Source organism: Streptomyces sp. RK62 (assembly GCF_018070255.1).
GTDB lineage: Bacteria > Actinomycetota > Actinomycetes > Streptomycetales > Streptomycetaceae > Streptomyces > Streptomyces nigra.
In genome coordinates this window covers 279,127-298,866 of the sequence record NZ_JAGPYD010000002.1, presented here as the reverse complement: position 1 = coordinate 298,866, position 19,740 = coordinate 279,127, and the positions used below count along the sequence as shown (strand labels likewise).

At 70.8% G+C, this 19,740-nt stretch carries 14 protein-coding genes; 6 read left to right on the top strand and 8 right to left on the bottom strand.

All coding sequences use genetic code 11. The features are described from left to right. Both KBY32_RS05150 and KBY32_RS05145 read left to right on the top strand, forming a co-directional pair. The gene (locus KBY32_RS05150) at positions 1 to 840 is read left to right on the top strand and encodes a carbohydrate ABC transporter permease (RefSeq protein WP_210979028.1); all 840 of its coding nucleotides are present in this window, start codon (positions 1 to 3) and stop codon (positions 838 to 840) included. Positions 841 to 1,196: 356 nt separating this feature from the next. Beyond that, a complete protein-coding gene (locus KBY32_RS05145; RefSeq protein WP_374224906.1) occupies positions 1,197 to 1,943 on the top strand; it encodes a helix-turn-helix domain-containing protein in 747 nt (248 codons plus the stop codon). 16 nt (positions 1,944 to 1,959) lie between these two features. Here KBY32_RS05145 and KBY32_RS05140 read toward each other — a convergent pair whose 3' ends face one another. After that, positions 1,960 to 2,985: an ATP-dependent 6-phosphofructokinase gene (locus KBY32_RS05140; RefSeq protein ID WP_108708770.1), complete on the bottom strand. Its 1,026-nt coding sequence runs from the start codon at positions 2,983 to 2,985 to the stop codon at positions 1,960 to 1,962. A 299-nt stretch (positions 2,986 to 3,284) separates the two neighbouring features. On the opposite strand from KBY32_RS05140, the gene pta reads away from it, so the two are divergent. From pta to pyk, 3 genes are all read left to right on the top strand, one after another. Then, positions 3,285 to 5,387 (top strand): phosphate acetyltransferase, encoded by a 2,103-nt coding sequence (gene pta / locus KBY32_RS05135; RefSeq protein ID WP_210979026.1) that lies wholly within the window; start codon positions 3,285 to 3,287, stop codon positions 5,385 to 5,387. Beyond that, positions 5,384 to 6,610: an acetate kinase gene (locus tag KBY32_RS05130; RefSeq protein ID WP_210979025.1), complete on the top strand. Its 1,227-nt coding sequence runs from the start codon at positions 5,384 to 5,386 to the stop codon at positions 6,608 to 6,610. Before pta ends, KBY32_RS05130 begins: the two co-directional genes overlap by 4 nt. Before the next feature lie 113 nt (positions 6,611 to 6,723). Then, positions 6,724 to 8,154 carry a pyruvate kinase gene (gene pyk, locus KBY32_RS05125; RefSeq protein WP_055624975.1) on the top strand — a complete coding sequence of 477 codons (1,431 nt, stop codon included), beginning with the start codon at positions 6,724 to 6,726 and terminating at the stop codon, positions 8,152 to 8,154. Between the two features lie 66 nt (positions 8,155 to 8,220). Here the strand turns inward: pyk and KBY32_RS05120 are convergent, their stop codons facing one another. The 7 genes from KBY32_RS05120 to KBY32_RS05090 all read right to left on the bottom strand — a co-directional run bounded on the left by KBY32_RS05120 (position 8,221) and on the right by KBY32_RS05090 (position 18,858). Then, positions 8,221 to 8,610: a hypothetical protein gene (locus tag KBY32_RS05120; RefSeq protein ID WP_210979024.1), complete on the bottom strand. Its 390-nt coding sequence runs from the start codon at positions 8,608 to 8,610 to the stop codon at positions 8,221 to 8,223. A 96-nt stretch (positions 8,611 to 8,706) separates the two neighbouring features. Then, complete coding sequence (locus KBY32_RS05115) at positions 8,707 to 9,279, bottom strand: hypothetical protein (protein WP_210979023.1); 573 nt, start codon at positions 9,277 to 9,279, stop codon at positions 8,707 to 8,709. Next, positions 9,276 to 14,102 (bottom strand): ricin-type beta-trefoil lectin domain protein, encoded by a 4,827-nt coding sequence (locus KBY32_RS05110; RefSeq protein ID WP_210979022.1) that lies wholly within the window; start codon positions 14,100 to 14,102, stop codon positions 9,276 to 9,278. Before KBY32_RS05110 ends, KBY32_RS05115 begins: the two co-directional genes overlap by 4 nt. Before the next feature lie 405 nt (positions 14,103 to 14,507). Beyond that, on the bottom strand, positions 14,508 to 15,881 hold the full coding sequence (locus KBY32_RS05105) for a hypothetical protein (protein WP_210979021.1): 1,374 nt from the start codon (positions 15,879 to 15,881) through the stop codon (positions 14,508 to 14,510). Then, positions 15,871 to 16,443, bottom strand: a complete 573-nt coding sequence (locus tag KBY32_RS05100; RefSeq protein ID WP_210979020.1) for a DUF6114 domain-containing protein — start codon at positions 16,441 to 16,443, stop codon at positions 15,871 to 15,873. Before KBY32_RS05100 ends, KBY32_RS05105 begins: the two co-directional genes overlap by 11 nt. 136 nt (positions 16,444 to 16,579) lie before the next feature. Next, the gene (locus KBY32_RS05095; RefSeq protein WP_108708761.1) at positions 16,580 to 17,218 is read right to left on the bottom strand and encodes a DUF6230 family protein; all 639 of its coding nucleotides are present in this window, start codon (positions 17,216 to 17,218) and stop codon (positions 16,580 to 16,582) included. 665 nt (positions 17,219 to 17,883) lie between these two features. Next, positions 17,884 to 18,858 (bottom strand): tetratricopeptide repeat protein, encoded by a 975-nt coding sequence (locus KBY32_RS05090; RefSeq protein ID WP_210979019.1) that lies wholly within the window; start codon positions 18,856 to 18,858, stop codon positions 17,884 to 17,886. Between the two features lie 239 nt (positions 18,859 to 19,097). On the opposite strand from KBY32_RS05090, the gene KBY32_RS05085 reads away from it, so the two are divergent. Continuing rightward, a complete protein-coding gene (locus tag KBY32_RS05085; protein ID WP_210979018.1) occupies positions 19,098 to 19,727 on the top strand; it encodes a TetR/AcrR family transcriptional regulator in 630 nt (209 codons plus the stop codon). The last annotated feature ends 13 nt before the right edge of the window (positions 19,728 to 19,740 follow it).

Below are 19,740 nucleotides of genomic sequence, written 5' to 3'. Positions count from 1 at the left end.
ATGGCGCGTACGCTCACGTCCCGCCGGGCCTCGCACCGGCTGGCCGCCGACGCCGGACTGCTGGTGGTGGCCGCCGCGTTCGTGCTGCCGCTGGCCTGGGTGGTGCTGTCCGCCCTGGACCCGCACGCGGATCTGCGGGTGAAGCTGCCCGACGGGCTGACCCTGGACAACTTCGACGCGGTCATGACCCCGGAGATCACCTTCACCCCGCTGCTGAACAGCCTGCTGCTGTGCGGCGGCGGGACGCTGCTGACGGTGGCCTGCTCGGCGCTGGCCGCCTATCCGCTGTCGCGGTTCCGGTCCCGGTTCAACCGGCCGTTCCTGCTGACGGTGCTGTTCGCGACGAGCCTGCCGATCACGGCGATCATGGTGCCGGTGTACGCGCTGTTCGTGCAGGTGAACCTGATCGACACGATGGAAGGCACGATCTTCTTCTTCGCCGCGTCCCAACTGCCCTTCTCCATCTGGCTGATGAAGAACTTCATGGACGGGGTGCCGAAGGAGCTGGAGGAGGCGGCCTGGACGGACGGAGCGTCTTCCTTCCAGTCGCTGGTGCGGATCGTGCTGCCTCTGATGGGGCCGGGTGTGGCGGTCGTGACGGTGTTCTCGTTCGTGATGATGTGGGGGAACTTCTTCGTCCCGTTCATGCTGCTGCTGACGCCGGACCAGATGCCGGCGGCGGTGAGCATCAACGAGTTCTTCGGCAACCGGGGCACGGTGGTCTACGGCCAGCTGGCCGCGTTCTCGATCCTGTACTCGACGCCGGTGATCCTGTTGTACGTGCTGGTGGCGCGCCGGCTGGGCGGCGGGTTCGCGCTGGGCGGGGCGGTCAAGGGGTGACGGGCGGGGGCGGCCGTCGGATTCGAGCCGCCTCCCGGGGCGCGTCGGGCCGTGGCCGGCACCGCACGGGCCGCACGCGTCTTCGAGTCCCGTCCGTGCGGTCGGCTGCCGCGGGTCGGTCCGACGGGAGACCCGGCTGTGGATACGGCTCCGCACACGAGGCCGAATATGCCGCCTGAGCTTGCCGTTCCCCGGGCGCGGGCACCCGAGGGGTCGGCCGGGGCGCTTCGGGGCGGTGTCCGACCGGGTGCGACACCGCCTCCCTCCAGGGACCGAACCCGCCGGTAGCCGTATCTTCGTACGATCCGTGATCCTGGCTGAACAGACCGTAGTCACCGCTTCGGGGCCGTCCTACGGTGTGGGCCGTGCGCCGACCGCCAGCTCAGCAGAACCAGCCGCCCCACCGTTCCAGCCATCGCAATCCGCCCACCCCGCCGTTCAACGCCCCCGCCGCCCGCCGTCTGAGAGCCGGCCTCAGCATGGGGCCAGAGCACGTCGCCTACGGCATGCGGGTCTCCTACGGCCTTCCCCATGTCACCGGGGACCTCGTCCTCGCGTGGGAGCGCGAACTCGTGGCGCCGGACAACGCCGAACTCACCGCCCTCGCGGGCGTCCTGTGGTGCTCGCCGGGCGAACTGCTCGGCAGACCCCGGACGTTGCGCGAGCACCGTGTCGCCCGGGGCCTCGCGCCCGAGGACGTGGCCCGTGCCGTCGGGGTCGATCTGCACGCCTACTTGACGATGGAGGAGCACGACGCGTGGCGGGGCACCGACCGCCAGTCCGCCGCGCTCGCCGACGTGCTCGGGCTGTCGCTGCCCGACTTCATCACCGTGACCGGCCGCGACGGACGCCTGGCCGACCTGCTGCGCAGCGCCGTGACGACGCGCTGGCAGGCGTACGTCCGCCCGGTGGGCGCGATCGCGCCGCTGGACCGGCGGCTGATCCAGGACGCCCTGCGGGAGCTGCACCAGGAGTACCAGGGGCAGATGACCGCCACCCTCAGCTGGGGCGCGGGCTCCGGCGACTCCAGCGCGGCGGGCCGGGCGTTCCTGGACGGGATCGTGGAGCGCTTCTGGACGGCGGTGCAGGGCGGCACGCCCTGACACCGGCCGACACCCCCTAGAAGACGGACTCCGCCTCGTCCATGCGGTCCTTCGGGACCGTCTTCAGCTCGGTGACTGCCTCGGCGAGCGGGACCATCACGATGTCCGTGCCGCGCAGGGCCGTCATCCTGCCGAACTCGCCGCGGTGGGCGGCCTCCACGGCGTGCCAACCGAACCGGGTCGCGAGGACGCGGTCGTACGCGGTGGGCACGCCGCCGCGCTGGACATGGCCGAGGATGACCGGCTTGGCCTCCTTGCCGAGGCGCCGCTCCAGCTCGAAGGCGAGGGCGGTGCCGATGCCCTGGAAGCGCTCGTGGCCGAACTGGTCGATCTCGCCCTTGCCGTAGTCCATGCTGCCGTCGGCGGGGTGGGCGCCCTCGGCGACACAGATGACCGCGAACTTCTTGCCGCGGGCGAAGCGTTCCTCGACCATCTTGACGAGGTCGGCGGGGTCGAACGGCCGCTCCGGGAGGCAGATGCCGTGCGCGCCGGCGGCCATGCCGGACTCCAGCGCGATCCAGCCCGCGTGCCGGCCCATGACCTCGACGACCATGACGCGCTGGTGCGACTCGGCCGTGGTCTTCAGGCGGTCCATGGCCTCGGTGGCGACGCCGACGGCGGTGTCGAAGCCGAAGGTGCGGTCCGTGGAGGAGATGTCGTTGTCGATCGTCTTGGGGACGCCGACGACCGGCAGGCCCGCGTCGGAGAGCATCCGGGCGGCCGTCAGGGTGCCCTCGCCGCCGATCGGGATGAGCGCGTCGATACCGAAGTCACGGGCGATGTCCGGGGCGTTCTCACAGGCCTCGCGCAGCCGGGCGCGCTCCAGGCGGGAGGAGCCGAGGATGGTGCCGCCGCGGGCCAGGATGCCGCTGACCGCCTCCAGGTCGAGGGTGCGGTAGTGGCCGTCGAGCAGGCCCGCGAAGCCGTCCTCGAAGCCGATCACCTCGTCGCCGTATTGGGTGACGGCGCGGTGCACGACCGACCGGATCACGGCGTTCAGGCCGGGGCAGTCGCCGCCTGCGGTGAGAACTCCGATGCGCATCGTGCTGTGTCTCCTGCTCGCTGTCGTGATACCGGTGAGCCAATCCGATTGTTTCACGTCTCCGAGGGCCCTGTCGCTTGCGTCCGGTCCGCCCCGCTCCGTCCTGTTCCGGGCCGTGCCGGCGCCGCCCCCGTCCCGCGCGTACCCCCTGCCGGGCCCCTCATCCTGGCGGGCGCCTTAACGACGGCCAAGGGTAGTGTCAAGAGGGTTTCACTCCTCTCACCGGGTGATGTCGCGGCCCGACGTGGGACCCGAGGACGCGACGGACGAGACGGCGACAGAGGAAACGGAGATCACGCGTGACGCGCAGCGTGTACGTGACCGGCATCGACCGCGGCGACGGCCGCCAGGTCGTCGAGCTGGGGGTGATGGAGCTCCTGACCCGCCAGGTCGACCGGGTCGGGGTGTTCCGGCCGCTGGTCCACCACTCACCCGACCGCCTGTTCGAGCTGCTGCGCGCCCGGTACCGCCTCTCCCAGAACCCGGCGACGGTCTACGGCATGGACTACCACGAGGCGTCCGCCCTCCAGGCCGAGCGCGGCACCGACGAACTGGTGTCCACGCTCGTCGACCGCTTCCACGCGGTCACCCGGGACTACGACGTCGTCCTGGTGCTCGGCACCGACTTCGCCGACACCCAGCTCCCGGACGAGCTGTCCCTCAACGCCCGGCTGGCCAACGAGTTCGGCGCCTCCGTCCTCCCGGTCGTCGGCGGACGCGGGCAGAACACCGAGTCGGTGCTCGCCGAGACCCGCAACGCCTACCGCGCGTACGAGAACCTGGGCTGCGACGTGCTGGCCATGGTGACCAACCGGGTGGCCCGCGAGGACCGGGACGAGATCGCCGGGCGGCTGGCCTCCCGGCTGCCCGTGCCCTGTTACGTCGTCCCCGACGAGCCGGCCCTGTCCGCGCCGACGGTCGCGCAGATCGTCCAGGCCCTGGACGCGAAGGTGCTGCTCGGCGACGACTCGGGGCTCGCGCGCGACGCGCTGGACTTCGTGTTCGGCGGCGCGATGCTGCCGAACTTCCTGAGCGCGCTGACGCCGGGCTGTCTGGTGGTCACCCCGGGCGACCGGGCCGACCTGGTCGTCGGCTCGCTGGCCGCGCACAGCGCCGGCACCCCGCCGATCGCCGGGGTGCTGCTCACCCTCGACGAGCGGCCCGGCGACGAGATCCTCACCCTGGCCGCGCGGCTCGCGCCGGGCACGCCGGTGCTGTCCGTGCCGGGCTACAGCTTCTCCACCGCCGAGCGACTGTCGTCGCTGGAGGGCAAGTTGAGCGCGGCCACCCCGCGCAAGGCGGAGATCGCGCTCGGCCTGTTCGAGCGGTACGTCGACACCGGGGACCTGCTGGGGCGGGTCTCGGCGCCGAGCTCCGACCGGGTCACGCCGATGATGTTCGAGCACAAGCTGCTGGAGCAGGCGCGCGCGGATCTGCGGCGCATCGTGCTGCCCGAGGGCACCGAGCCGCGCGTCCTGCAGGCCGCCGAGGTGCTGCTGCGGCGGAACGTCTGCGACCTCACGCTGCTCGGACCGGCCGACCGGATCCGCAAGACCGCCGCCGACCTCGGTATCGACCTGGGCGACACCCAGCTGATCGACCCGGCGACCAGCGAACTGCGCGACTCCTTCGCCGAGAAGTACGCCGGGCTGCGCGCCCACAAGGGGGTCACCGTCGAGCTGGCGTACGACGTGGTCAGCGACGTCAACTACTTCGGCACCCTGATGGTGCAGGAGGGGCTCGCCGACGGCATGGTGTCGGGGTCGGTGCACTCGACGGCGGCGACCATCCGGCCCGCGTTCGAGATCATCAAGACGAAGCCGGACGCCGGCATCGTCTCCTCGGTGTTCTTCATGTGCCTCGCCGACAAGGTGCTCGTCTACGGCGACTGCGCGGTGAACCCGGACCCGGACGCCGAGCAGCTGGCCGACATCGCCGTGCAGTCGGCGGCCACCGCCGCGCGGTTCGGGGTGGAGCCGCGGATCGCGATGCTGTCGTACTCGACGGGCACCTCCGGCTCGGGCGCCGATGTCGACAAGGTGCGGGAGGCGACCGAGCTGGTCCGTTCGCGCCGGCCCGACCTGCGGATCGAGGGTCCCATCCAGTACGACGCCGCCGTGGAGCCGACCGTGGCCGCGACCAAGCTGCCGGAGTCCGACGTGGCCGGCCAGGCGTCCGTGCTGATCTTCCCGGACCTCAACACCGGCAACAACACCTACAAGGCCGTGCAGCGCTCGGCCGGCGCGATCGCCGTCGGCCCGGTCCTGCAGGGTCTGCGCAAGCCGGTCAACGACCTGTCCCGGGGCGCCCTCGTCTCGGACATCGTCAACACCGTCGCCATCACGGCGATCCAGTCCCAGCCCCCCGTCCCGTCCTCCGAGCGGAAGGCCGCCGCCCCGTGACCGCCACCCGCGTCCTCGTCCTCAACTCCGGCTCGTCGTCGCTGAAGTACCAGCTGCTCGACATGCGCGACCGTATGCGGCTCGCCACGGGGCTCGTCGAGCGCATCGGCGAGCGGACCTCCCGGCTGAAGCACACCCCGCTGACGGGCGGCGGCGAGAGCCGCGAGCGCGGCGGCGCGATCGCCGACCACGACGCCGCCCTGAAGGCCGTGGCGGCGGAGCTCGCCCAGGACGGCCTCGGGCTGGACTCGCCGGAGCTGGCCGCGATCGGGCACCGGGTGGTGCACGGCGGCAAGCGGTTCACCGAGCCGACCGTCATCGACGAGGCGGTGCTCGCCGAGATCGAGCGGCTCATCCCGGTGGCGCCACTGCACAACCCGGCGAACCTCACCGGCATCCGCACGGCGCGCTCACTGCGCCCGGACCTGCCGCAGGTCGCCGTCTTCGACACGGCCTTCCACACCACGATGCCGGAGTCGGCCGCCCGCTACGCCATCGACGTCGAGACCGCCGACCGGCACCGCATCCGGCGCTACGGCTTCCACGGCACCTCGCACGCGTACGTCTCGCGGGCCACCGCCGAGCTGCTCGGCAAGGCACCCGAAGAGGTGAACGTCATCGTGCTGCACCTCGGCAACGGCGCCTCGGCGTCGGCGGTGCGGGGCGGAAGGTGCGTGGAGACCTCCATGGGGCTGACGCCTTTGGAGGGACTCGTGATGGGTACGCGATCGGGTGACACCGATCCCGCCGTCATCTTCCATTTGACGCGCGTCGCCGAAATGTCCATCGAGGAAATCGACGCCCTGCTCAACAAGAAGAGCGGATTGATCGGGCTCTGCGGCGACAACGACATGCGGGAGATCCGGCGCCGCGTCGACGAGGGCGACGAGCGCGCGCAATTGGCGTTCGACATCTACATTCACCGGTTGAAGAAGTACATAGGCGCCTATTACGCGGTGCTCGGCCGGGTGGACGCCGTCGTGTTCACGGCCGGGGTCGGGGAGAACGCGGCCCCGGTCCGCGAGGCGGCCGTGGCGGGCCTGGAGCAGCTGGGTCTCGCCGTGGACCCGGAGCTGAACGCGGCGCGCGGCGACGGGGCGCGGGTCATCTCACCGGCGGGCGCGCGGGTCGCGGTGGCGGTGGTGCCGACGGACGAGGAACTGGAGATCGCGACGCAGACCTACGCTCTGGTCGGCGAGGCGGCGACTGAGCGAGGACGATGAACGACGGCAACGGAGGTAAACGGCCCGGTAACACGGCTGAGCAAAGCACAGCTCATTTGTACTTTCCACCAGACGGAATATTCCGCGGCGAAACAAACCGATAGGATCGTCCCATGCGCCGTTCGAAAATCGTTTGTACTCTCGGCCCCGCGGTCGACTCCCATGAACAGCTCGTGTCGCTGATCCAGGCCGGCATGAACGTGGCCCGCTTCAACTTCAGCCACGGCACCCACGAGGACCACCAGGGGCGGTACGAGCGCCTGCGGGCCGCCGCCAAGGAGACCGGCCGCGCCATCGGCGTGCTGGCCGACCTCCAGGGACCGAAGATCCGTCTGGAGACCTTCGCCGAGGGCCCGGTCGAGCTGGAGCGCGGTGACGAGTTCGTCATCACCACCGAGGACGTCCCGGGCGACAAGTCCATCTGCGGGACGACCTACAAGGGCCTGCCCGGAGACGTCTCCAAGGGCGACCAGATCCTGATCAACGACGGCAACGTCGAGCTGAAGGTCACCGAGGTCGAGGGCCCGCGGGTGCGGACCATCGTCATCGAGGGCGGTGTGGTCTCCGACCACAAGGGCATCAACCTGCCGGGTGCGGCGGTGAACGTGCCGGCGCTGTCCGAGAAGGACGTCGAGGACCTGCGCTTCGCGCTGCGCATGGGCTGCGACCTGGTCGCCCTGTCCTTCGTGCGGGACGCCGACGACGTGCAGGACGTGCACAAGGTCATGGACGAGGTCGGCCGCCGCGTCCCGGTCATCGCCAAGGTGGAGAAGCCGCAGGCGGTCGCCAACATGGAGGACGTCGTGATGGCGTTCGACGGCGTGATGGTCGCGCGTGGCGACCTGGCCGTCGAGTACCCGCTCGAGAAGGTCCCGATGGTGCAGAAGCGCCTCATCGAGCTGTGCCGGCGCAACGCCAAGCCGGTGATCGTGGCGACCCAGATGATGGAGTCGATGATCACCAACTCCCGTCCGACCCGCGCCGAGGCCTCCGACGTGGCCAACGCGATCCTGGACGGCGCGGACGCGGTCATGCTGTCGGCGGAGTCCTCGGTCGGCGCCTACCCGATCGAGACGGTCCGCACGATGTCGAAGATCGTCACGGCCGCCGAGCAGGAACTGCTCTCCAAGGGCCTCCAGCCGCTGGTGCCGGGCAAGAAGCCCCGCACCCAGGGCGGTTCGGTCGCCCGCGCGGCCTGCGAGATCGCCGACTTCCTCGGCGGCAAGGGCCTGGTCGCCTTCACCCAGTCCGGCGACACCGCCCGCCGCCTGAGCCGCTACCGGGCGGCGCAGCAGATCATCGCGTTCACGACGGACGAGTCCACGCGCAACCAGATGACCCTCAGCTGGGGCGTCGAGCCGCACGTGGTGCCGTTCGTGAACAGCACCGACGAGATGGTCGACCTGGTCGACCAGGAGATCGTCAAGCTGGGCCTGTTCCACGAGGGCGACATCGTGGTCATCACGGCGGGCTCCCCGCCCGGGGTCCCGGGCACGACGAACATGGTCCGGGTCCACCACCTGGGCGGCCAGGGCCGCGACTGACGGCTGGACGTCTCGGTTCTCGGAGGGCGCCCCACGCTTCGCGGCGGGGGGCGCCCTCCGCGTGTGTCACGCCTCGGCGACCGCGCGGACGACGGCGGACGCCAGGGCGTCGAAGTTCTCCCGGTAGAAGCCCGTTCGGATGTGGAAGGGCTCCTGCGCGAAGAGGCCGCCACGCTCGACGAACCTGATGGGCAGTGCGGTCAGCGCGCTGTGCATCGTGTGCAGTTCCTCGATGGTGAACCGGAAGTCGCGAGACTCCGTGTGCCGCCCGGCCAGCCGTCCCACGAGCGCGTCGACGGCCTCCCGCCCCGCGCCGACCAACAGGATCAACTGCGTGTCACCGTAGTCCAGTCCTGCGAGAAAGCTCAGCGCCTCGTACATCGCCGAAACCTGACGGGGCGCTAGCCGGACGACGAAGACATCGCCGTCGCGGGTCACTTTCAGCTGGGTTCTCAACTGTTCCTCTCTCCTGGGCGGCGATGCGGCCAGCGCGTGCGAAGGGCGCCCCCTCCCCTGTCGGCAGGGGGCGCCCTCTGGTGCCCGACCTCTTTGTCAGTCCTCGTCCTCGGGAAGCAGACCCATCGCTTCGGGGAACTCCAGAGCCAGGCCCCTGCGTTCAGGGTCCTCCTCCGCCTCAGCGATGGCGCGGAAGTGGTCGATCAGGGCGTGCCGGTCCTCCTCGGAGGCCTGGTCCAGTCCCGTCTGCAGACCTGCCGCGGCCCACTCGCCGACCTTCACGGCGTCGTCCGGGTCGATGACGTCGTCGTCCGCCAGCTCGATCGCCAGAAGCAGATTCATGACGGCTTCCGCGAGCACACGGACGACGGCCTCGGGCCGGCCGACCCGAGCGGAGTGCTCGGGGGCGGCGCGCAGCGACTCGGCGAACTCGACGGCCGCCGCCTTCCGCTCCGGCACTCCTTCACGGTCGGCGTTCTCCTGGAGAACCAGCGCCAGCGCCCGCTGTTCCTCACCGGTGGCGTCGGCGAGCCCAGACCGGAGGATGCCCAGCGCTCCCTCAGTGAGTCGCCCGGCGTCATCCGGATCGAGTCCGCCGGGGCGTGCGGACCGCAGAGTCACCACGACGTCCATCAGGACGTTCGCGAGAAGGCGTTCGAGTTGGGTCACGGTGCCACGATCCTCACTCGGATGTTGGTGATGAGCTGCTTCGCGAGGATCTTCCGCGCCTCGTCAGCCACCTTGGCGCTCGGAACCTCCCAGACACCTGTCATCCCGTTCTGTTCCAGGGCCAGGGACTGGTTCTGCGCCTGCCTGTAGGACTTGGGATACCGGGTGACGTTGTACTTGCGGTCGATCATGATCTTGTTGGCGACGTCGATGCCGTCGAACTTGATCTCCGCGAGTCTGACTGCACCGGGCTTGTAGTACTGAAGGGCCGGAGCGAATCCCTGTCGGGCCCCCATCGCTCCCGCATCGTACTTCGCGGCGTCGGAGCCGGCAGACAAGGTTTCCGTGAGCCATCGGATCTCGCCGTCGCAGTTGTGCGCCAGGACCGGCGCGTCTCCTGCGAGCACATAGAACGTGTGCAGGTCGGCGACAGTGATGTCGTACACCGACCGAGGGGCGAGGTCGGGCCGGTCCCGCAGAGCCGTCACCACGCGGACCGTTCCGTCCGGGGTGCGCAGACGGTCGCCGACGCGCAGGTCGGCCACCAGGGTCCACCCACGGCCGGTGACGAAGAAGCGGTGGCCCGTGGTGCTGGAGAGCCGCCCGCCGTCGGCAACCGTGATGTCGACCAGATGGTCGGTGTCGTGGCGCCATGTCCGGGTGACCTGACGCGCCTTCAGAAGGCCGGTCTCCGTGTCGGCGGCCAGAACCGTGTCGTTCTCCCGCACGTCACGGATCGCCTTGCGTGATCCGTCACCCATCAACACCCGGGTCTCGCCGGGGAAACTGTTGATCCGGCACGCTGTCTTGAGCCCGTCGGAGGTGTTGATGATCCGTTCGACGTCGGCCAGTGTCGCGGGGTTGATACGCAGGATCTTGAGCGCGTCGAATGCGTCCCTGACCCCGATCCCGGTCCGCATCGCGGCGTCCACGGCTCGGATGCCGTCGGCCACGGCTGTCACGGCCTTGCCGGGCACGAACCAGGTCGCCGCCCACGCGCAGCCCGAGACGGAACCGTGGTAGCACGCGGTGAAGTCGTGCGTGAGCGCCTCGATGATCGGCGCCCACAGCTGTTCGACCACGTCCCAGGCGCTGACCAGGATCGCCTTGTTCTCAGTGATCTTCTTGACCTCGGTGTCGAGGAAGATCGAGCTCTCGTCCGGGCAGCCGGACTGCGTGGCGGGGACGTTCGGGTCGGTGCACAGGTAGTAGTCGACGGTGACGTTGACCGTCACCTCGAACTCGTTGCAGTGGGTGGTGGGGTCGGCCCAGGCGATCCCACACACGCTGAGCGACTTCTGACCGAGCCACTTCGGCTCACCGACCGGATCGATCTTGTCGATGACGTAGAAGACACTGCCGAGCCCCGTCCCGGCGCCCGACGCCACCTGCTTGTTCGCGTCGGTGCGAGCCGCCTGCTCGGCCGCCTCCTGTGCCTCCTCGGCGTACTTCTCGGCGTCCTTCGCCGCCTCTTCCGCCTCTGTGGCCGCCTTGTCCGCACGGTCGGCTGCCGCTCGGGCCTCCTTGGCGTCCGCCTCTGCCGCCGAAGCGGCCTTGCGGGCCGCTTCCGCGTCGAGCGCCGCCTCGTCGGCGGAGTCTCGGGCCGCCTTTGCATGGCTCTCGGCACGGCCCGCCGCCTTGTCGGCCGCCGCCGCGTCCTCCGCCGCCTGGCGGTCGTACTCGACCGTGCGGGCCAGTGACGCGACCGCCTTCGACGCGGCCTTCGCGGCGTCGGCGGCGTATCCCAGGGCCTCCTTGGCGTAACCGCGGGCGTCCGACGCGTGCTTGGCGGCGTTCGCCGCGTGCTGGTAGGCGGCCTTGGCGTCGCCCTTCGCCTGGTCGGCGAGCGCCTGCGACGAGGCGGCCTCCTCCTGGGCGTTCTTGGCATGCGTCTCGGCGACGGCCTGCTGCTGCTCCGCGATCGTCTTGGAGCCCTGCCCGGCCAGCACCACCAGACCGGCGACCGAGTCGGTGTCGACGTACGGCGAGCCGAGCTGGATGGCGTCGTTGGCCGGCTTGGCCACCTGCGCGGCGGCCTTCCCGGCGTCCACGGCGGCCTGCGCCGTGACATAGGCGAAGCCCGCCGCCTTCGCGGACGCCGCCAGTGCCTTGCCGGCCTCCTTATTGGCCTCGTCCGCCTCGGACTTGGCGGTCTTGGCCTTCGCCTCCGCCTCGTCGGCCAGCTTCACCGCCGTCTTGGCCTCCGCAGAGGCGTGCTGCGACGCCTTGATGGCGTCGGCCGTGGCGCTCGTCGCGGTCTTCACCGCGGCGTCCGCCTTCAGCTTCGCGGCCTGCGCGGCATCGGCGTCGGCACGCGCCCGCTTGGCCGCGGACTCCGCACGGGTGGCCGCCGCGTCCGCGTCCGCCGCGGCCTGGGTCGCCGCGTCGGCCGCGGACCGGGCCTTGCCGGCAGCGGTCTCGGCGTCGTCGGCGTGCTTGTCGGCCTGGTTGGCGGCGGCACGGGCCTCGTCGGCCGCGCTTCCGGCCTCCAGCGAGTCGGCGTAGGCGGCCTTCGCGTCGGCCTTCGCCCGGGCGGCGTCCGCCTTCTGCTCGGCGTCCCACGCGTCGTCCCGCATGCTCTTGGCGTGGTCACGGGCCTTGACGGCCACGTTGCGCTTCTCGACCGCGGTGCCTTCGGACGCCTCGGCCTTCTCACGCGCGTCCTTGGCCTTCGCCGCCTCGCTCTGGGCCGTCTTCTTGTGCTGCTCCGCCTCCGCCTGTTTGGCGGCGGCCTTCTCCTTCTCCGCCTTGGCCGTCTTCTCCTCGGCCTCGGCGGCCAGCCGCTTGGCGTGGGCCGTGGCCGCCGCCGACTTGGCCTCGCCCTCCGCCTTCAGGGCCACCGCGAGCTTGGCCTCCGTGGTCTCCTTGTCCTTCTTGGCGTTGTCGCGGTGCACCTTGGCGGCGTCCGCCGCGGCCTTCGCCTGCAGCTCGGCCGTCTCGGCGGCCTTCTTGCGGAACTCGGCCTTGGCCTGCGCCGCCTGGGCGAGCGCGCGCTGGGCGATGGTGTCGCTGTCGCTCGCGGAGGCGCGGGTCGCCGCCTCGGCGGTCTCACCGGCCTTCACCATCGCTTCCAGCGCGGCCACCGCACCCTTGGTGACCTGGGCCTTCTGCTGGCCCACGAGCAGCCCGCGGCCCCGCGGGGCGCCCTGCTGGTCGGCGATGGTGTACGCCGCCTGCTCGGCGGTGTCGGAGATGGTCGCCGCCTTCTGCGCGGCGGCCAGCTGCGCCTTCAGTGCCGTCAGCTGGTTGGCCGCACTGGTGCGCGCGGCCGTGAGGCCCGCCTTCGCCTTGTCGAACTGGGCCTTCGGTGGGACGGTCCCCTTCTGGCCGGACGGCTTGATGGTGACCTTCTGCGCGGTGGCGCCGGAGCACGTCCACAGCCGGGAGTCCTGGCCGTTGTCGTACGTCTTCAGGTCCAGGCACTTGCCCGTGCCCACGTTCTTCAGCGGCGTGGCCGCGCGGACGTTGTACTCCCAGGTCTGCGCCGGGATGCTCTTGCACGTCGCGAGCTGGATCTTCGTACCGTCGGCCGCGTTGTTCCCCGCGACCTCGACGCACTTGAGCGCCTTGACGTTGCGCAGGTGCAGGCCCTTGTCGTCGCCCTCGACGGTCCACTGCTGGGCGGCGGAGCCGTTGCAGGTGTAGATCTGGACGGCGGTGCCGTCGGTCGTGCCCCCGCCCGCGGCGTCCAGGCACAGGCCCTTCTTGCCGGTCACCTCGATGGTGGTGGGCGCGTTCCCGATGGCGCCGACGCCGCCGGCGGACCAGTAGTCCTGCCAGCGGGTGAGGTGGTCGGCGGTCCAGGACTGCCCGATCAGGTCGCCGAGCGCCTTGGCGCCGGCGGTGAGCGCCTTGGTGGCGTCCTTGTTGGCGGTCAGGATCTGGTTGCGCTGCGTGGCCTGGGCCGCGATCTCCTGCTGCCACTCGGCCGCCGCGGTGGCGGTGGCGTCGCTCAGGGCGTCGCGCGGGTCGAGCGGGTCGCGCCAGGCGCACGTGGCGAAACGGGACTTGAGGTCCTCGACCGCGACACGGTACTCGGGCGAGCCCGGTTCCGGGGCGGTACGGGGGAAGCCCCCGGAGGTCAGGAAGATCCGGGCGTCATCGGCTCCGGGCTGGCCCGAGGTGTCCGTGAGCCACCGGAAGGCGTCGCGCTCGGCGAGGGCCCGGTTCCATTCGTCGCTCGGCAGACTCGGGTCGGGGTCCTTGCCGTAGAGCGGGGTGCCCAGGTCGGCGACGGCCTTGCGCGTGGCGGCGTCGGCGGCGGGGGTGGAGTCCTTGTAGAAGGTCTCCTCGTCCTGCCAGAAGCGGTCGGCGGTCCACCGGTCGAGACCGGTCTGGGTGTAGAAGCCGGGCTTGCCGTTGCCGCCGTCCGGCGGCCAGTGGAAGCCGGTGTCGGTGAAGCCGGCCGGGTTGGTCAGGCCCTCGAGCGGCTTCTTCCAGGTGTCGCGCTGGGCGGCGAGGTCCTGCAGCGCCTTGTCGGCGGTGGCCCGGTCGCTCTTGAACGCCGTGGCCAGCGGCGTGTTCTCCCAGTACTTCCGGTCGGCGAGGGTGTGCAGCTCCTCGGCCGGCCGGTTGAGGGCGTCCTGCGCCGTGCCGGCCATCGCGGGGCCGCCCAGGCGCAGGACGTCGGCCATCAGGCACTGGTCCTGGCGCAGTTGCTCGGCGGCCGTGTCGTCGAACCACGGGCTCGAACCGGCCACGGGGGCGGCGTCGTCGAGCGAGTTCGTGGGGCGCGTGAGCAGGTCGGGGCTCACAGCGAGGCCGGTGAGGAGGGCGGCGGCCAGCGGGAGTGGAAGCAGCCGGGTGAAGCGGCTCCGTCTCATGCGCGGCGCCGGCCCGGAGGACCCGGGGGGTCTGGAACGCAAGGGGGCATCCCTTTCTGGGTGCGGAGGGCAACCAGGGGCGGGCGTTCACAGATGGGGCGCGAGAAGGCGATGAGAGGTCATGCGGGCACGGCAGACGTGCGCTTCCCCTGTTCCCCCGTCGACGACGCAGTTCCCCCGGTCGCAGTCGGTCGTACACGGTCCGAATGTGGTCATGTTCGGAACACGTGCAGCCCAACTGTACCCAAAGTCAGTCGACTTGAGGGAGGAAAAGGGGAGGCGGAGTGAAGGAAGAGTGACGCGAAGCCGGAACACGACTGTGGCCCGGCCCTCGGACGAGGACCGGGCCACAGCCACTGTGCGGCTCCCGAACGGGCTCGTGTCGGCGTCCCGGTGACGCCCGGCTCAGTCGGTCGTGAAGTTGTGCAGCCCCGGCACATGCAGGGTGCCGCCGAACTGGGCGGCCTGCGTGACCTTGACCTTGGTGAAGTAGATCAGGGGGATGTTCAGCGGCGGCGGGTTCTCCGGGTCGAAGGTGACCGGGATCAGCCCGAGCAGGTTGCCGGAGATGCTCTCCGTGTACATCACCGTCTTGCCACCGCGGATGGTCGACGTCGAGCCCTCGGCCGCCTGCACGTGGTAGGTCTTGCCGGACTGCTTGTCGTTCACCGTCTGGTGCAGGTCACCGATGTCGGTGCCGTCGGAGATGACGTACTTCAGCACCTTCTTCTTCTTGCCGCTGGCCGTCTTCACCTCGACGATGCCCTGGTAGTCGGCACCCTTCAGCAGCAGCGAGCTGGCGTTGAGGTACCACGGGTCGTCGGGCAGCGGCACGGTGTTGTCGACGCCGCCCTCGTCGTCGGTGGCGACCGGACAGTCGTCCGGGTCGACGCCGGCGCTCTCGGACGGGCTCGGCGTGGCGGTGACCTCGTCGGCCGCCTCCTTCACCGCGTCGGAGGTGTCCTTCCCCGCGTCGGACGCCTTGTCACCGGCGTCCTCGACGGCCTTCCCCGCCGTGTCGGTGACCTTGTCGGTGGTCTCCTTCACCGGGTCGGACGCCGCGGAGGACTCCTTGGCGGAGGGCTCCTCGCCGGACGACGCCTCCTCGGTGGCGCTCGCCGAGGGCGACGGTGTGGGGCTCGCGCTCTCGTCGCCCTTCGCACCGCCCGTGAAGATGCCCTCGATGGCGTCGCCGATGTTCTCCAGCAGGTTGCCGCCGCTCTGGGAGGGCGACGGGGACGGCGTGGCCGTCTCGGCGGACGGGGCCTCCCCGGTCTTGCTCTCCGACGGCTTCGGCGCGGGCTCGGCATCGTCGGAACCTGAATCCGACGAGGACGAACCGCCCGCGGACTGCGAGGAGTCCGAGGAGCCGGAGTCCGAGGAGTTGCCGGAGCCGGAGTCCGAGGAGTTGTCGGAGCCGGAGTCCGAGGGGTCCGGCTTGGCCGTCTCCTTCTCGTCGGCCGACGCGCTGGCGCTCGGGGACGGGGACGCCGAGGCGTCGGCGTCGTCCTCCAGCGCGGCCACGCAGTCCTTGTACTCGTCGGCCGTCAGGCTGTTGGCCGTGGGCTTGGTGGCGTTGTCGCTGTCGGCCTGCGCGAGCGTGGGCGTGAAGCCCATGCCCATCAGGACCGCAGTCGGCATCGCCGCCAGGGCTATCGCCTTGCCCGCGGGCATCTGGAATCTGGTGAACAGCGGCTTCTTGGGCGCCGCGTGTCGCGGCCCGGTTCTCACACGGGACGTGTCCACCTCAGTCCCGTGGGTCACCTCGTCAGCCGGCACTGTGCCTCCCGTTCGCCCCGTTCGCCGGGCTCGTTCCTGACAGATCGTTCGACTCGCCCACCACGGGCTTCAGGGCGGTGGTGTCGGAGTCCGCGGCACCTTCCGGCGCGGACCCCTCACTCGTCGTGCCGGCCTGCGCGGGCTGCGCGTCCTCGTCCTCCCCGGGCGCCCAGGACACGGCCATCGCTCCGCCGATCAGGGCGAGGAGGAAGCCGATGAGGAAGCCACCGAGGTTGGACACGGGAATGGACACCAGGCCCAGCAGGATCGCCGCGATGCCCGCGAAGACGCGCACGTGCTTCTGGAACCAGAGGCTGATGCCCAGGACGACGAGCAGCACACCGATGATCAGCGATCCGGCACCCGCCGTCGTGGCCATCGCCAGCGTCAGGTGCCCGATCTGCAGGTGGGCGTACGGGAAGTACGCGATCGGGAGGCCGCCGAGCATGATGAACAGACCTGCCCAGAACGGCCTGGTGCCCCGCCAGGCGCGGAACTTCCGCCTGGCGACCCGGAGGTAGTGCTCATCGGTGCCGGGAACGGCAGGAGTCTCGGCGCTCATGGAAAACAGCTCCCTGGTGCGGCGTTGCTGTGGTGGTGAAGCGAGGGTGAGTCGTTGGCCCGCCCGCCTGCGCGGCAGACGGGTGGAGAGTGCACGGGCGGGGGTGCCACCGGCTCCCCCGCCCGTCAGAGAGTGCTCAGTAGCACTCCGCGCCGTCCGTCGACAGCGACATCTTCAGGCCGCTGAGCTTGAAGGTTCCGGCGGTGGTCGCCCACGCCGTCTGCTTCACGTCCGTGAGGACGGCCTTCTCGGCCTGCTGGGCGAACCCGTACGGGTTGGCCTGCTCGCCGCCGCCCTTCATGCCCGGACCCTTGTTGGCGTCCTTGGCGGCCACACCGATGTCGATGTTCGTGAACTCGGCGTCGGCCTTCAGGTCGGCGACGTCGATGTAGAGGTTCTTCGCCTCGACCGGCTTCTTCGGGTCGGTGCCGGCCCGCAGGACCAGGCTCACGTCACCGACGAACGGCAGGTCCGGGGTGACGACCGACTGGCACAGGTTGTTGATCGTGGCGTTCGTGAACGCCGAGACGGCGACGGGGTGAACCGTCTTCTTGCCGGAGAGCGTGTAACCCTCGTCAAGAGCGCCGTACTGCGAGAAACCGGTACCGGTGAGCTTGTCCGTCGTCACCTTGAACGACTGACCCGAAACGCTGAACGACGCTGCCAGAGCGCCCTGCGCGAGGGCGACACCTATCGCTGCCGTGGCGGCGACGCTGGGCACCATGACCACAGCGAACCGCTTCCATCTGGTCCCGCCACGCACCTGGGACTCCATATTTCCTCCTTCTCGGACGTACATCTCCGGCCCTGGCTGCCACTGTCGGCTCGACGGCTCAGCCGGGCAGGGATGGGAGAAGTGCTACGTCCTCGGGAAGGAGAGCGCCCGCGCTCGGTGGCGCGAGAACCGCGCCCGAATCACCGGCGATCACCCCCGAGCGACAACCACTGGTCGCGCCTGACACGCATCACGCACAACCTTGCTGGACAGGCTTCACCGAAACGGGTGAAGACCCCCCTGCCCAAGAGCCGGCGCCACTGCCGCCGGCTCTGCTCGGTGGGGACCCAGGAACTCCCGCGACCCGACCGGCTGTCGGGGGTGGGGAACAGGACCGAGCGTGGCCGATCGTGGTGCATTCTCGCCGCCCGCACAAGGGGCCTCGTTACTGGGTAGTAACGGCGGGATAACCGAACAACGACCCGCCGGTCTCGGTCGACGACACAGGGTGGCCCCGGACGACCGGACAAATCCAAGAATGGACAGACGAAAACCGACAGAACGACGCCTGCGACTTACCCGCAGTAACGGCGGCCGCGATTACCAAGATTTGGCAAAGCGCGGCCGCCTGGATGCTCTGTCGGCCAATCCCTTCACTGCCGCAACATGGCGCAGAGCGATCGACGACCGGTCGGAACCGGCCCCTCGCCCCGGTCGCGGAGCGCCTAGAACAGCGCCCGCGCCAGCGCCCTGCGCGCCGCCGCCACCCGAGGATCGTCGGCGCCGACGACCTCGAACAGCTCCAGCAGCCGCAGCCGTACGGCGTCCCGGTCGTCGCCCGCCGTGCGCCCGATCGCCTCGATGAGCCGGCCGAAGGCGTCCTCGACGTGCCCGCCCACCAGGTCCAGGTCGGCGGCGGCGATCTGCGCCTGCACATCGGCGGGCCGGTCGGCGGCGTCCTTGCGCACCTGCTGCGGGTCGAGGCCCTGCACCCGCTGGAGCAGCTCGGCCTGCGCGAGGCCCAGCTTGGCCTCGCTGTTCGCCGGGTCGTCGGCCAGGACGTTCCTGTACGCCTGGACGGCACCGGCCAGATCGCCGGCGTCCAGGGCCTCGACGGCGGCCTCGAGCTGGGCGTCGTACGGACCGGCGGGCACCTCGGGGGCGGTCTGGGCGCCGCCCGGCTCGGCCTCGGGGTCGACGGCGAGGCCGGTGAGCCCGAAGCGCTGCTCGGCCACCGCGACGAGCTGGTCCAGCGTCTGGCGGATCTGCGCCTCGCCGGCCGCGCCCTGGAAGAGGGGCAGCGCCTGGCCGGCGACGACCGCGAAGACGGCGGGGATGCCCTGCACGCCGAACTGCTGCATCAGCATCTGGTTGGCGTCGACGTCGATCTTGGCGAGGAGGAGACGGCCGTTGTACTCGACGGTGAGCCGCTCCAGGAGCGGGCTCAGCTGCTTGCACGGCTCGCACCACTCGGCCCAGAAGTCGATGACGACCGGTACCTCGGCGGAGCGCTGGAGGACGTCGCGCTCGAAGCCCGCCTCATCCACGTCGATGACGAGGTCGGCGGGTGACACGGCTCCCGGCCCGCCCTGCCGGGCGGCCTGGGCTCGCGCCTGCTCCGCCTTCGCCTTGGCCTCCTGGGCCGCCTTCACCGCGGCGAGGTCGACGACCCCGCTCATGGACATGTTCCGTGGCTGCATGCGTCTATCCTCCCCCGTTCGGCGCGCCCTGTGAAAAGCGGTGTGAAAACCGGCCCGGGCCGGTGTGGTTCGACGCGGGTCCCCACCCGCGTCAGCGTGGTCAAGCGTGGTGCGTGGTCAAGCGTGGTCATCGCTTTCGCTACGAGTCGTAGCGTAATGGCATCGGAGGCCCCCTGGACACCCCCCGGCCGTGATCTCCCTCACCGGCCGCACGACATCCGCACGGATAGGGTCGAACCATGGAGAGCCAGTCCGTTCCCGCCCGCCCGGGACGCCCGCGCAGCGCCGCCGCGGACGCGGCGATCCTGGCGGCCACCCGGGAGGCGCTGGTCGAACTGGGCTGGTCGAAGCTCACCCTCGGCGATGTGGCGACCCGGGCCGGGGTGGCGAAGACGACCCTCTACCGCCGCTGGTCCGGCAAGCACGAACTGGTCGTGGACGCGGTCGCCGAACTCTTCGACGCGCTGCGGCTGCCCGACCGGGGCAGTCTGGCCGCCGACATCGAGGGCGTCGTGCTGCAGTTCGCGGCGATCCTGGCCCGGCCGGAGGCGAAGAGCGGGCTGATGGCGGTCGTGGCGGAGTCGACCCGGGACGAGGCGCTGCGCGACCGTATCCGCACCTCGATCGTGGACCGGCAGAAGCGGCTGGTGCTCGAGGGCCGGGCGCGCGCCCAGGGCCGCGGGGAGCTGCCGCCGCCGTCGGGCCCTGCGGAGTCGGACCGGACGGCCGACCTCATCTTCGACATGGTCGCGGGGGCCGTCGTGCACCGGACGCTGGTGAGCGGGCATCCGGCGGACGAGGAGTGGGTGCGCGGCTTCACCCAGGTGCTCCTGCTGGGGCTGGCGGGGGCGGCCACGGCCGGCGACTGAGCGTCGGCCGCGG